Raw genomic sequence first — 1,019 nt, 5'->3', positions numbered from 1 at the left:
AGGCCACGACCTACCTGCGCATCTCCGCCCTCGGGGTGCCGGCGATGCTCGTGATCCTCGCCGTCACCGGCGTGCTGCGCGGACTGCAGGACACGACGACACCCCTCGTCGCCTCCGTCGTCGGCTTCGGCGCGAACATCCTGCTCAACCTCCTGCTCGTCTACGGGTTGCACTGGGGCATCGCCGGATCCGCGTGGGGCACCGTCCTCGCCCAGACCGGGATGGGTGTCGCGCTCGTCACCGTGCTGCTCGTCAAGGCCCGTGCCCGCCACGCCCGACTGCGCCCTCACCCGGGTCGCGTCCTCGCGGCCGCGCAAACCGGCATACCGCTGCTCGTGCGCACCCTAGCCCTGCGTGCGACCCTGCTCGTGACGACGTGGGTGGCCGCCTCGCTCGGCGACGTGCCGCTCGCGGCTCACCAGGTCGCCATGACGGTCTGGTCGTTCCTGGCCTTCGCGCTCGACGCCCTGGCCATCGCGGGCCAGGCGATCACCGGCCGCGCGCTCGGGGCCGGAGACCGCGAGGGCGTACGCGTCGCGATGGGAACGATGGTGCGCTGGGGCGTCTGGGGTGGCCTCGCGCTCGGGCTCCTCCTCGTCGCCCTGCACGGGGTCGTTCCCGCGCTCTTCACCCCGGACCCGGCCGTCCAGCAGGCCCTGGGTGCAGCGCTCGTCGTCGTCGGGCTGGGCCAGGCGATCGCCGGCTACGTGTTCGTCCTCGACGGGGTCCTCATCGGCGCCGGCGACGGGCGCTGGCTCGCCTGGGGGATGGTCGCCACCCTCGCCGCCTACCTGCCGGTGATCCTCTGGGTCCGCGCGGCCGGCCCCAGTGACTCGCCCACCCGTGACGTGGTCGTGCTGTGGGTCGCCTTCACGGTGTTCATGGTGATCCGCGGGCTGGGCCTCGGCTGGCGCGCCCGCCATGACGACTGGATGGTGGTCGGCGCACGCTGAGGCGCGTTGCGACGGGCGCGCACCGGCCCACGTGGGGTCAGGCCTGCCCCCGCCGCGCCTCCCACG

Annotated in this window: 1 protein-coding gene; it reads left to right on the top strand. The window is 73.9% G+C overall.

The window, feature by feature from the left end; all coding sequences use genetic code 11:
• Positions 1-953 (top strand): MATE family efflux transporter (locus ABD194_RS20305; protein ID WP_343994888.1); only part of this gene is annotated, 953 nt, incomplete at its 5' end.
• Between the last annotated feature and the right edge of the window lie 66 nt (positions 954-1,019).

The organism is Terrabacter terrae, from assembly GCF_039529575.1.
Lineage (GTDB): Bacteria > Actinomycetota > Actinomycetes > Actinomycetales > Dermatophilaceae > Terrabacter > Terrabacter terrae.
Note: the sequence above shows the minus strand (reverse complement) of the source record. Positions and strands in the feature narration are given on the sequence as shown.